Raw genomic sequence first — 11,812 nt, 5'->3', positions numbered from 1 at the left:
TTCCCGGTTGCACTGCGGGCACTTCACCAGTGCCGTCATCCCGCAATCGCCCTGCATATCCGGTGTTTTCGGTCCGGTGTCCCAAGGAGGAATAACAGTTTCTCACATTAGCGTGCCGGCACGTGTTTTATGGTGCAATGCTAAATTCCGCCCTCCGGACGCTGCGGACCTGCTGTGGCCCCGGCGCCACTCGGTCCTTGCCGCAAATGGCTGCTGACAGGATTGCCTTGTTGGCGCCGGCAGTCAGCCCGGCATAGGATGCCAGGGAACGCACGCATTCCGAAAGGCCGCACATGGCGCAAAAAACTGTTCTGCACCGGGACGATCCGGAAGCCGAGCCGCTGGTCGGCAATATTAAGGTCACCCGCAACGACTGGCTGAATGTCGCGATGGATGTGCTGATCTCGGACGGGGTGGAGCAGGTGAAAGTGCTGGCGCTGGCCGAGCGGATGCAGGTTTCGCGCTCGTCGTTCTACTGGTATTTCAAATCACGCCAGGACTTGCTGGATGCGCTGCTCAAGACCTGGGAGCAGACCAATACCGCCGGCATGGTCCGCCAGGCCGAGGCGCCGGCCAAGGCCATCACCGGGGCAGTGCTGAATGTGTTCCAGTGCATCGCCAACCCTGATCTGTTCAACACTGCGCTGGACTTTGCCGTACGTGACTGGTCGCGCCGTTCCGGCAAGGTGCGCAGCCTGCTGGACCGCTCGGACCGGCGCCGGGTCGAGGCGCTGACGGCGATGTTTGCCCGCTACGGCTATGCGGACCGGGAAGCAGTGACCCGGGCCAAGGTGCTGTACTACATGCAGCTCGGCTATGAGATGGCGGATCCGAATGAAAGCCACGCCCACCGGCTGGAGGTGACGCCCGAGTACCTCAAGGTCTTTACCGGGCGCGAGCCGTTGTCCGAAGAGATGGCGGACTTCACTGAATTCACCAAGCAGCACTGGGACGTCTGAGACACCAGCCGCGGCCGCGGGCGTGTGGTGTTACAGGCTGCGGAGAATACCCTCAGCCTGCGCGCGCGCCTCCTCAGCTGCTTTCAGCCGGACCGGGCCATAGCCGCGGATATCCATTGGCGCTTTCAGTACCTTCAGGCAGACCTCATGCGCATCGGCACGGTAACGGCTGGCGATGGTCTTCAGCGCGGCCTCAAACCAGGCCAGCAGATCGCGGTGCAGGCGGGCTTCTTCGTGATAACCGAAGATATTGAAGGCCGAACCGCGCAACGTCTTGCCCTTGGCCAGCAAGTGCATCGCCGGTCGCAGCCAGGCCCCAAAGGCCCGTTTTGCTGGGCGTCCGCGGGCGTCCTTTTTCCAGTTCAGCAAAGGCGGCGCGAGGTGGTATTTGACACTGAAATCCCCCTCGAACTCATCCTCAAGCTGGTGCTGGAAGGCGTCGCTGGTCAGGAGCCGGGCAACTTCATATTCGTCTTTGTACGCCATCAATTTGAATAGCGCCCGCGCCGCGGCTGCGGTCAATTCTTCCTGTGCCTCCGCAGGCAATGCGTCGCGGAACCGGTTCAGGGCAGCGGTGTAGCGTCCCGCATAAGCCATGTTCTGATAGCCGGTGAGGAAAGTGGCACGGCGTTCGATCAGCGCGTCCAATGTTTCCGTCTTTGCGGGTGTCTCCTCAAAGTGGCTGGCGACCAGTTTCGGGTCCTCCGCCATGGCACGGCCTATGGCAAAGGCGAGGCGGTTTTTTTCAATGGCAACGCCGTTCAGCTCAATCGCCTGGTCCAGCGCCCCGGCACTGACCGGCACCAGCCCTTGCTGCCAGGCAAAACCCAGCATCATGACATTTGCCAGCACAGCGTCGCCCAGCATTGTCTCGGCGGCTTCATTGGCGTTGAAACCGGACAGGTTTTGCGGTCCGACGGCCTCGGCAATGGTTTTCTCGCGCAGGCCTGCCATCAGATCGGCATCGCGGCGCAGCACCAGATCGCCAGTGGGCATTTCAGCCCGGTTCAGCACCACCTTGGTGCCTGCGCGGTAATGGGCCGAGGCCTTGGGCGCCGAGCTGACCACCACGTCGCAGCCGATAACCGCATCCGCGCCGCCCTGTTCGATACGCACCTGGTTCAAGGTGCCGGGTTCTTTGGACAGCCGGATGTAGCTGAGGACAGTTCCGAACTTCTGCGCAAAGCCGGTGAAATCCAGCACGCTTGATCCCTTGCCTTCCAGATGGGCCGCCATGGTGATCAGCGCGCCGACCGTGACAACACCGGTGCCGCCGACTCCGGTGACCAGCAGGTCGAACGGCGTCTTGAGAGAGGGCAGTTCCGGCGCCGGCAGCTTGGCGGTCAATGCGGCGGCGTCCAGACCAGCGGGTTTTTTCTTCTTCCGGGTGCCCCCTTCTACAGTGACGAAAGAAGGGCAGAAGCCGTTCAGGCAGGAGAAATCCATGTTGCAAGTGGACAGGTTGATCTTGCGCTTGCGGCCAAAGGGCGTTTCCTTCGGTTCGACGCTCAGGCAGTTGGATTCAACCGAGCAGTCGCCGCACCCCTCACACACCAGGTCGTTGATGAAGGCAAAGCGTTTCGGGTCCTCCATCTTGCCCCGCTTTCGGCGGCGGCGTTTTTCAGTGGCGCAGGTCTGTTCGTAGATCAGAACAGTGACGCCGGAGATGTCGCGCAATTCCCGCTGCACCGTGTCCAGCGCGCTGCGGTCATGGAAGGTGGTGCCGGAGGGGAAGTCGCTGCGGACAAACTTGCCAATGTCGTCCGAGACCAATGCAATCCGTTCCACTCCCTCGGCGCGGCAGGTCTGGGCGATACCATGCACCGAGACCGGCCCGTCCACCGGCTGGCCGCCCGTCATCGCCACTGCGTCATTATACAGGATTTTGTAAGTGATATTGGTGCCGGCCGCGACTGCCTGGCGGATCGCCAGCGAGCCGGAATGATACCAGGTGCCTTCGCCCAGGTTCTGGAACACATGCTTGTTTCCATTGAACTGCGAGGCCACGGTCCAGGGCACGCCTTCGCCGCCCATCTGCGCATAGCCGGCTGTGTCGCGGTCCATCCAACTGGCCATCACGTGGCAGCCGATGCCGGAAAACGCCTTGGATCCTTCGGGCAGCTTGGTCGAGCTGTTGTGCGGGCAGCCGGAGCAGAAATAGGGCGTGCGGGCGGCGCCGGGCACGTTCAACAGCTTCGGCGGTTCCGCCGTGAGTGCTGCGGCCTTGGCTGGCAGGTTTTCCTCCGGGAAAAAACTATCGAGCCGCGCGGCAACAATGGGGGCAAGCAGCAGCGGGCTCAACTCCCCGGTCCAGGGGATCAGAGGCTCCCCTTGGCTGTCGTATTTGCCGACCATCTTTTCGGGTTTGCTGCCGGGCCAGTCATAGAAGTTTTCCTTGAACTGGCTTTCAATGATTCCGCGCTTTTCCTCGACAACCAGCACTTCCTGCTTGCCTTTGACGAACTTCAGCGCGTCGGTGCGGTCCAGCGGCCAGACCATGCCGACTTTGTAAATGTCGATCTTCAGGCGGCGGCAGGCGGCCTCATCCAGCCCAAGAAGGCGCAGCGCTTCCATGAGATCAAGATGACCCTTTCCGGTGGAAACAAAACCAAAACGCGCGTCCTTGATGTCGTAAATCCGCTTGTCGATCGGGTTGGCCTCGGCAAAGGCGCGAACGGCATCCAGCTTGGCGTGAATGCGGGTCTCAATCTCGGGAGAGGGCAGGTCGGAGCGGCGGATATGCAGCCCGCCTGGGTAATCCGCCAGCTCCGGGCAGATGAATTCACGGTCCGGCTGCAGGTCCACCGAGCGCGCGCTCTCAACGGTTTCCGACACCGCCTTGAAGCCGACCCAAGTGCCGGAGTAGCGCGACAGGGCAAAGCCGTATTCGCCAAAAGCCAGATACTCCGACACATCTGCTGGGTTCAGCACCGGCATGAACCAGGACATGAATGCCACATCCGACTGATGCGGCATCGAGGAGCTGACACAGCCGTGGTCGTCACCAGCCACCACCAGCACACCGCCTTTTGCGGAGGAGCCATAGGCGTTTCCATGCTTCAGCGCATCGCCGGAGCGGTCGACGCCCGGCCCCTTGCCGTACCACATGGAAAACACACCCTCGACCTCGCAATGCGGGTCCAGCACGGCCTGCTGCGCACCCAGGACAGCTGTGGCGCCAAGGTCCTCGTTCACCGCTGGCATGAACTTGATCCGGTTTGCCTGCATCCGGTCCTTGGCGCGCCAGAATTCCAGGTCGACTGCCCCCAAAGGCGAGCCGCGGTAACCTGAGACAAAGCCCGCGGTATTCAAGCCGGCTTCCTGATCGCGGCGCGCCTGATCAAGCATAATCCGGGCCAAAGCCTGAGTGCCGGTCAGGAAAACCCGGCCCTGGGTCATTTCGTACCGGTCGTCCAGCTTGTAGCTGCGGAAATCGTGGCTCAGCTTGGTCATCTCGGGGAGTCCTTGCGCGGAAAATGTGCTTTCCGGAAAAGTAATCCACAATGTTTGAAAAGATTTGCCCGAGTTACTGTTTTTGTGGGAATTTATGGTTAGAATTTCCGAATGACAGTTATCTGGTGAAGAAAGTGACCGGAACATGAAGCTTGACGACCGCGATTCCCGTATCCTCACCTTGCTGCAGGAAGACTCCCGCATTTCCAACGCTGATCTGGCAGAGGCCGTGGGCATGTCGCCGTCGGCCCTGTGGCGCCGGGTGCGGGCGTTGGAGGAGGCGGGCATTATTGAACGTTACGGTGCGGTGGTGAACGCACCGGCAATGGGGCTGGGGTTCCAGGCTATCGTGCATGTGCATTTAACCCGCCACGATCCGGACAAACTGGTGGAGTTCATTCGCGCGGTTGAGAGCAGTCCGCTGGTTCAGGAATGTTACGCAACGACGGGGCAGTCCGACTATCACCTGCGGGTTCTGGCGCCGGATCTGGATGCTTATAACCGGTTTCTGGAGGGTTTCCTGTTCCGCCTGCCAGCGGTAGCCAGCGCCCAGACCAATGTGGTGTTGCGCACGATCAAACGGGACAGGCCTGTTGTGCCTTAGAAAGTCCGCCTGCGGCGGGAGCATTGCTGCAAGGAAGACCCGCAAGACTGGCGGGAACGAGGACCACCCTTTAATTTCATCTTTGCAAAAATACTCCGGGGGTCTGGGGGCTGGCCCCCAGCGCGCGGTTTTTTCACATCGCCGCGTATTTCACCCAGGCCCAGGCCATGGCGATATAGGTCAGCTGGTGCAGTGCCTGATCTGATCCCATGGCCTGCCAGAACATCGCTTGCTGCGGGTTCAGCTTTTTACGCTCGGAAAACCGGGCCTTGCCGAAGTCGATGTGAAAATGCACGACCCATTCCAGCGCCGCCAGCACCAGGATGAACGGCACGGGTGCGCTGAACAACGCGTAGACAATGGCTGAGCCGATCACGTGGACACCCGCATGCTGGGCACGGCCCATATGGACATAGGCGCAGCGGCCGGACAGCATCTTGGGGGTTTGCAGAAAGAAGTCGGCAAACAGGTGTTTGACCTGCAACGCGCAGAGCAGCAGCAGAACGGATCCGACATATTCCGGCAAACCTATTGACCTCCAGCATGGATACCTCGCTGGAACCTTACGGATTTTTCGCCGTCTGGCAAATGCCGCGCCGGCAGGGTGCCGCAACGGGACAAGGCGGTCTTCTGCCCATTGCCTGTTCCTGCCAAACCGCGCTACCCATAAGGCAGACCACATCCGAAGCCGCCAATTATGGAGCTTTCCCCATCGAACGCTCTTTGTTCCGTTTCATTTGGAAGTACTCGAAACGCGACCAGCTGGTGCTGCTGCTGGTCACGGCCTGCCTGTTCCCGCTTCTTTACCTGACGCTGGAGCTGCCGAAACGGATCATCAATGATGCAATCGGCGCTGAGACCTCCACTATAACCCTGATGGGGCAAAGCTTTGATCAGCTGACCTTCCTGTGGATTCTGTGCGGCGGCTTTTTGTTGGCGGTGCTGTGCCACGGCCTGCTGAAAATGCGCATCAACACCATGAAGGGGGTGCTGGCCGAGCGGATGCTGCGCCGCTTCCGTTATCAGCTGATTGCCCGGGTGCTGCGCTTTCCGCAACCATATTTTGAACGGGTCAGCCAGGGCGAGCTGGTGTCCATGGTAACTTCGGAATCCGAGCCGATGGGCGGGCTGATGGGGGATGCGGTCAGCCAGCCGGTGCTGCAAGCCGGGCAGATGCTGACCATCCTGTTTTTCCTTTTCCTGCAGAATTTCTGGTTCGGAATGGCAGCCATCGCGCTCATTCCTTTGCAAGGCTGGCTGATCCCGATGCTGCAACGGCAGATCAACCTGCTGAACAAGAAACGCATCAAACAGGTGCGGGCGCTGGCGACTGAGATCGGCGAAAGCGCCGCGGGTGCTGCGACGCTGCGGATCAATGGCGGCTGGCGCTACCGGATGGCGATCATCACGGCGCGGCTGGGGCGGCTGTATGACATCCGCTTCGAGATCTACCAGAAAAAATTCTTCATGAAGTTTCTCAACAACTTCATCACCCAGCTGACGCCGTTTTTCTTTTATGCCGTCGGCGGCTTTCTGGTGCTGCAGGGCAAAGTCTCATTGGGCGCATTGGTGGCGGCGCTTGCCGCTTACAAGGATCTGGCGTCGCCCTGGAAAGAATTGCTGACCTATTACAACCAGACTCAGGACATGGGGTTGCGCTGGGACGTGATCCTGGAGCGCTTTGCACCGCAGGGCATGGTGGATGAAAAACTGCTGGTCGGCGAGCCGGAGGAGCTGGAGCGCCTGCGCGGAGATGTGGTCCTGGATGCGATCAATGTGCGTGACACGGATGGTAATCCGGTGCTGGAGGAGCTGAGCGCAACCTTCCCCGCAGGGCAGGTCATCGGTATTGCGGCCCCCTCCGAAGAAGACCGCCGGGCCCTGGCGGAACTGCTGACGCGGGAAATCCTGCCCGCAACAGGGACGGTGACGGTGGCCGATCAGAACCTCAGCGGGCTGCACCAGGCAACGGTGGCAGCGCGGATCGGCTATGCCACCTCGCGGCCGGTTCTGTTTAAGGGATCTTTTGGCGACAATGTGATGATGCCAATGCGGCTGCGCCCGTTGGGCGCGGCCCACAACTTGCAACAGCTGGAAATAGCCAAACGCGCGGGCAACAGCCCGGATCCCTTTGATGCGCCCTGGCTTGATCCCAAACTGGCTGGTTTTTCCAACGAGGCGGAACTGCGGAGCTGGTGGCTGCAGCTGGTTGAGGGGATCGGATCCGATACCGCCCTGTTCCGCCGGGGTATCGAACAGTGTTTCGAGGCACCCGCCCACCCGGATCTGGCGGAGCGGCTGGTCGGATTGCGCGCGTCGGTGCGCAAGGCCATTCTGGACGCCGGTCTGGATGTGCACGTGCATTTTCTGGAACCAGAAGCATACAACCCGGCGCTGCCGGTTGCGGAAAACCTGCTGTTTGCAGCCTCGCAGCAGGCCATGACCGGCGAGGTCTTGCATGGTCATGCGGAATTTCTCGACCAGCTCAAGCAGCTGGGGCTGGACGAAGGGCTGGTGGCGCTGACCCGTGATGTGGTGGAGATGCTGCGGCAGATCTTCGGCATGGATGGCACTGGCCACCCGCTGTTCCGCAAGTTGGGATTGGATGTGGGCGCCTATGAAACGGCACTGTCGCTGGTCGACCGGCCCGGTACCGTCAATGCGGCGGCGCTCAGCCGTGAGGAGCTGGCGCAGCTGCTGATCGTGCCTTTCACCATCTCGGCGGAACAGATCGGCCCGGCCTTTGAAGAGGAAATGAAAGAGCGGATCCTAGGCTTTCGCCGCAGCCACGGGCAAAGCTTGCTAAAAGCTTTGGGCGCGGGCTTTGTGCCGTTTGCAGAAGAGGCCATCGCCCCCACGCTGACGGTTCTGGAAAATGCTCTGTTTGGCAAAATATCGGACGCTGCCGGGGCCAAGGGCGATGAGGTGCGCAAACTGGTTTCCGAACTGATGGTGCGCGAAGGCTTGCGTGACCAGGTGGTGGAGCTGATCTTTGACATGCCGATTGCGGTGGGCGGGCAGGGGCTGGCCGCCAGCTTTGCCGAGCCGCTGGCCTTTTGCCGGGCCACAATCAAGAAACCGGATATCCTGATCCTCGATTCCGCGATGGCAAGCTATGATCAGGACACCCGGGTCGCGGTGCATAAGAACCTGCGAAAGCTGTTGCCCGGCACCACGCTGATCTATCTTGCCCCAAGCTTCCAAAGTCCGGATGTCTTTGACGTCTTCTTTGAACTGCGCCAGGGCCGTCTGGTCAGCGACGAGGCGCAGGCCGCGGCAGCGGGCGACGGGGCGGCCAGCCAGGACCTGGCCCGCAAGCTGAGGGCACTGGAACAGACTGAACTGTTCTCCGGCTTGAACCGCCGCCAGCTTCGTCTTCTGGCCTTTGGCGCCCGCTGGTATGATGCCAAGGCGGGCGAGGTGGTGTTCCTGAAGGATGATGAAGCATCGGACGGGGCGTATATGATCCTTGAAGGCGAGGCAGAGCTTTTCTTGCCGCAGCCCGGCGGCGAGGACCGGCTGATTACCACGGTTGGCCCCGGGCGGCTGGTGGGGGAACTGGGTCTGATCCGGCATGAAGCCCGGGCGCTGAGCATGATTGCGGCGACGGACCTCAGCTGCCTGCGGATCGGCGAAGAAGAATTCCTGGCAGTGGTGGAAAATGACGCTTCTACGGCATTCAAGCTATTGCAGGTGGTGGCGGGCTACGTCTCCAATTGATCCAGGAATTGAGACAGGGAACAAGAACATGAAACTGCTGCGGTACCGCGCGGGCGGGCAAGTACGGCCTGGCCTTCTGGACAGTACAGGCGCAGTCCGGGATCTATCGGCGCATGTGCCGGATATCACCGGTGCGGTGCTGGGGGACGAAGCCTTGGGACGGCTGGCAGCGTTGGACCCGGCAGAACTGCCGCTGGTGAAAGGACATCAGGAGCTGGCGCCTTGTGCCGGGCAGACGGGGAAGTTTCTTGGCATCGGCCTCAATTACACCGATCACGCCGAGGAGATGGGCATGGCGCTGCCGGAGCATCCGATCCTGTTCCTCAAGGCGTCCTCGTCGATTTGCGGACCGGATGATGACGTGATCCTGCCGCGCGGCTCAGTGGCGGCGGATTGGGAGGTCGAGCTGGGCGTGGTGATCGGCACCGCAGCCAAATATGTCTCCGAAGCAGATGCATTGAACCATGTGGCGGGGTATTGCGTGGTTAACGATGTGTCCGAGCGCGACTATCAGACCAAGCTGACCGGCCAATGGACCAAGGGCAAGAGCTGTGACACCTTCGGGCCGATCGGCCCCTGGCTGGTGACGCGGGACGAGGTGCCGGACCCGCAGAACCTGTGGCTGACCTGTGATGTGAACGGCGCGCGGCGGCAGACTGGAACCACGGCCACGATGGTGTTCACCGTGGCACAGATCATCTCGCATCTCAGCCAGCTGATGACCTTGCATCCGGGTGATGTGATCGCCACCGGCACCCCGCCGGGCGTCGGCATGGGGTGCAAACCGCAACCGGTCTATCTGCGGCCCGGCGACGTGATGCGGCTGGAGATCGAAGGACTGGGAGTGCAGACCCAAACGGTGCGCTCTGATCGTTGACAAGCTGCTGGCGGGGTCTCCCGCCCGTTCCGGCGCATTCGCAGAATGCGCCTCCCCGGTTGGGCGCGGCGCTGCGCCATGCGCAGCGCGGGCCTGCGTGCAGCAACGCTGAAGCGGGCTGAAAGGAACGTGCCTGGCTGCCAGATTGACCGCCGCCAGCACCCGCGGAAACAAACGTTCAAGCGCCGCTGCAGAATTGCTTGTACAGCAAGGCTATCAATTCTTGTGTGTTGCCGTCGGTCAGAGAATAGAAAACCGTCTTGCCTTCCCGCCGCGTGGCAACCAGATCATCTTCACGCAGCCGGGCGAGCATTTGGCTGACTGCGGCCTGGCGCATATTTAACAGGGCTTCCAGCTCGCCCACGGATTTCTCGCCGGTGCCAAGATGGCACAGGATCATCAGCCGCCCTTCATGGGCAAGCGTTTTGAGGAAAGCAGCCGCTGCTGCGGCGCGTTCCTGCATGTCGACTGGCGTTTCCGGGTCGATGAGGTCGTTGATCTGGGCAGGCAATATGCGGCATCCTGGCTGGTCGTCTGCCGCATATTGCCTCTATTTTCCGGACCAAGTCACCCAGGAATTATGGCCTCAGTCCACGATCGGCGGAGAGCCACCGGCAAAGGCGTTGCCATTGGCGTAATCACAAGGCGCTTCTTGCATATTGAGGTGCAAGTCAGTTCCGGTGAACGGATGGGCGCGAGCAAGGTCTTCGTCCACCTCAATGCCCAGCCCCGGTGCCTCTGGCGGGGTGACAAACCCGTTCTCTACCCGGATAGATCCCTTGATCAGCTGATCGTGAAAGGGGGTTTCGATGGTTTCCAGCAGCAGAATGTTCGGGATTGAGGCTGCCAGGTGGATGTTGGCCGCCCATTCCACCGGTCCGGCATAAAGATGCGGCGCCATCTGCGCGTTGAACACTTCGGCAATGGCCGCGACCTTTTTCATTTCCCAGATCCCGCCGGCGCGGCCCAGGGCGGGCTGCAGAATCTCGGCGGCACCAGCCCGCAGCACTGCAGCGAATTCCGCCTTTGCGGTCATGCGTTCGCCGGTGGCCACAGGAATGCGCAAGTTGCGGGCAACGCGGGCCATGTCTTCGATATTGTCAGGCGGTGTGGGTTCTTCGAACCAAAGCGGGGAATAGGGTTCTATTGCCTGGCCCAGGCGGATGGCACCGGCGGTGCTGAACTGGCCATGGGTGCCAAACAGCAGGTCCGCCTTGTCACCCACGGCATCGCGGATCGCCTTGCAGAACGCCACCGACATGGAGATGTCCGACATCGCAGGCATATGCCCGCCGCGCATCGTATACGGGCCTGCGGGGTCGAATTTCACCGCAGTGTAGCCTTCGCTTACCTTTTGCGCTGCGGCCTCGGCAGCCAAGTCAGGCGAAGTCCAGAACTCCGTGATGTTCTGATGCGGCAGCGGGTAGAGATAGGTATAGGCGCGGATGCGGTCATTCATCCGCCCGCCAATCAACGCATGAACGGGACGGCCGCGGTCCTTGCCCAGAATATCCCAGCAGGCGATTTCCAGGCCCGAGAAGGCCCCCATCACCGTGAGGTCCGGACGCTGGGTGAAACCCGAGGAATAGGCGCGGCGGAACATCAGTTCGATGTTTTCCGGGTTTTCCCCGGCCATGTGGCGCGCGAATACGTCGCGGATCACATGGGTCATCGCATCGGGGCCCACTGACGACGCGTAGCATTCGCCCCAGCCGGTGATGCCGGTGTCCGTGGTGACTTTCACCAGAATCCAATAGCGTCCGCCCCAGCCAGGGGCGGGCGGGGCGGTTACGATGATATCCAGATCTTGCAGTTTCATGGTTCAGGTCTCCGAAGTCTCGGCAAAGGCGGCTAGTTCCTTGCCGATCTCATCAACTGCGGCCCCTGTGCTGAAAAAGGCCAGGTCAGGGGCCTCTGCATCGTCCATGAAAACCTCGATCTCGATCTGCACCCGCGATCCGTCAAATGCGCCGTCAATCCGCCAGCGGCGGGCTTCGTTCAACGCCATGTCCTGGATCGCGCCGGTGACGGAAGTGGTGAAATCCGCAGGCAGGCCGAAACGGGGGTTGTTGGCCAGCCGGGTCAGGAAAGGGCCGACACTGCCGGCTTCAAAATTCATCGATGTCTCAGAGGTGATCGGCGGCGCCTTGGGGGCCTCGGGTTTGAAGAGATCGGTCAAAAATTTCAGCACGCCCTGCG

General features: G+C 61.1%; 9 protein-coding genes. 4 read left to right on the top strand and 5 right to left on the bottom strand.

Features of this window, described 5'->3' with window-relative positions:
• The first annotated feature begins 293 nt into the window (after positions 1–293).
• On the top strand, positions 294–959 hold the full coding sequence (locus tag ETW24_RS16260) for a TetR/AcrR family transcriptional regulator (RefSeq protein WP_129372017.1): 666 nt from the start codon (positions 294–296) through the stop codon (positions 957–959).
• 30 nt (positions 960–989) lie between these two features.
• Here the strand turns inward: ETW24_RS16260 and ETW24_RS16255 are convergent, their stop codons facing one another.
• Positions 990–4,412 (bottom strand): indolepyruvate ferredoxin oxidoreductase family protein, encoded by a 3,423-nt coding sequence (locus ETW24_RS16255; protein WP_129372016.1) that lies wholly within the window; start codon positions 4,410–4,412, stop codon positions 990–992.
• A 145-nt stretch (positions 4,413–4,557) separates the two neighbouring features.
• On the opposite strand from ETW24_RS16255, the gene ETW24_RS16250 reads away from it, so the two are divergent.
• On the top strand, positions 4,558–5,016 hold the full coding sequence (locus ETW24_RS16250) for an Lrp/AsnC family transcriptional regulator (protein ID WP_129372015.1): 459 nt from the start codon (positions 4,558–4,560) through the stop codon (positions 5,014–5,016).
• Between the two features lie 133 nt (positions 5,017–5,149).
• Here the strand turns inward: ETW24_RS16250 and ETW24_RS16245 are convergent, their stop codons facing one another.
• Positions 5,150–5,542 (bottom strand): DUF3307 domain-containing protein, encoded by a 393-nt coding sequence (locus tag ETW24_RS16245; protein WP_129372014.1) that lies wholly within the window; start codon positions 5,540–5,542, stop codon positions 5,150–5,152.
• Between the two features lie 236 nt (positions 5,543–5,778).
• On the opposite strand from ETW24_RS16245, the gene ETW24_RS16240 reads away from it, so the two are divergent.
• Both ETW24_RS16240 and ETW24_RS16235 read left to right on the top strand, forming a co-directional pair.
• Positions 5,779–8,736: an ABC transporter transmembrane domain-containing protein gene (locus ETW24_RS16240; protein WP_129372960.1), complete on the top strand. Its 2,958-nt coding sequence runs from the start codon at positions 5,779–5,781 to the stop codon at positions 8,734–8,736.
• Between the two features lie 28 nt (positions 8,737–8,764).
• Entirely contained in the window at positions 8,765–9,613 is an 849-nt protein-coding gene (locus ETW24_RS16235; RefSeq protein ID WP_129372013.1) for a fumarylacetoacetate hydrolase family protein, read from the top strand.
• A gap of 178 nt (positions 9,614–9,791) precedes the next feature.
• On the opposite strand, the gene ETW24_RS16230 is transcribed toward ETW24_RS16235, so the two are convergent.
• The 3 genes from ETW24_RS16230 to ETW24_RS16220 all read right to left on the bottom strand — a co-directional run bounded on the left by ETW24_RS16230 (position 9,792) and on the right by ETW24_RS16220 (position 11,804).
• Complete coding sequence (locus tag ETW24_RS16230; RefSeq protein ID WP_129372959.1) at positions 9,792–10,076, bottom strand: ArsR/SmtB family transcription factor; 285 nt, start codon at positions 10,074–10,076, stop codon at positions 9,792–9,794.
• Positions 10,077–10,199: 123 nt separating this feature from the next.
• Positions 10,200–11,432, bottom strand: coding sequence for a mandelate racemase/muconate lactonizing enzyme family protein (locus ETW24_RS16225; RefSeq protein ID WP_129372012.1), 1,233 nt, complete (start codon positions 11,430–11,432; stop codon positions 10,200–10,202).
• Positions 11,433–11,435: 3 nt separating this feature from the next.
• Positions 11,436–11,804 carry a hypothetical protein gene (locus ETW24_RS16220; RefSeq protein ID WP_129372011.1) on the bottom strand — a complete coding sequence of 123 codons (369 nt, stop codon included), beginning with the start codon at positions 11,802–11,804 and terminating at the stop codon, positions 11,436–11,438.
• Positions 11,805–11,812 lie beyond the last annotated feature (8 nt).

This window comes from Leisingera sp. NJS204 (genome assembly GCF_004123675.1).
Classification (GTDB): Bacteria; Pseudomonadota; Alphaproteobacteria; order Rhodobacterales; family Rhodobacteraceae; genus Leisingera.
The sequence above is the reverse complement of the archived record's forward strand: the minus strand, read 5'-3'. Positions and strand labels throughout refer to the sequence as shown.

Coding starts and splice junctions, on each gene's coding strand:
- ETW24_RS16260 (WP_129372017.1), top strand. CDS start 294: ATGGCGCAAAAAACTGTTCTGCACCGGGACGATCCGGAAGCCGAGCCG.
- ETW24_RS16255 (WP_129372016.1), bottom strand. CDS start 4,412: ATGACCAAGCTGAGCCACGATTTCCGCAGCTACAAGCTGGACGACCGG.
- ETW24_RS16250 (WP_129372015.1), top strand. CDS start 4,558: ATGAAGCTTGACGACCGCGATTCCCGTATCCTCACCTTGCTGCAGGAA.
- ETW24_RS16235 (WP_129372013.1), top strand. CDS start 8,765: ATGAAACTGCTGCGGTACCGCGCGGGCGGGCAAGTACGGCCTGGCCTT.
- ETW24_RS16230 (WP_129372959.1), bottom strand. CDS start 10,076: ATGCAGGAACGCGCCGCAGCAGCGGCTGCTTTCCTCAAAACGCTTGCC.
- ETW24_RS16225 (WP_129372012.1), bottom strand. CDS start 11,432: ATGAAACTGCAAGATCTGGATATCATCGTAACCGCCCCGCCCGCCCCT.